The following is a 230-nucleotide window of genomic DNA, read 5'->3' on the forward strand; positions in this document are numbered from 1 at the left end:
CCCAGGCCGCGAATCGACACGCTGGACTGGCGCGCGTGCATGTAGGCGACGTTGACGCTGGGCACCAGTTGCTGCAGATCCTGAATCCGGTAGACGCGCTGCGTCTCCAGCGTCTGGCCGCTGACCACGCTCATCGGCGTCGGCACGTCCTGCGAACTTTCTTCGCGACGGCGGGTGGTGACGGTCACGGTTTCCAGTTGCGAGCCGCTGGCCGCGGGTTTGCCGGCGGG

Annotated in this window: 1 protein-coding gene; it reads right to left on the reverse strand. The window is 67.8% G+C overall.

Annotated elements, in window-relative coordinates:
• A partial coding sequence (locus tag DBR18_RS25200; RefSeq protein ID WP_256588961.1) for a TonB-dependent receptor plug domain-containing protein occupies positions 1-230 on the reverse strand: 230 nt, incomplete at both ends.

Source organism: Pseudomonas sp. HMWF021, assembly GCF_003061005.1.
Taxonomy (GTDB): domain Bacteria; phylum Pseudomonadota; class Gammaproteobacteria; order Pseudomonadales; family Pseudomonadaceae; genus Aquipseudomonas.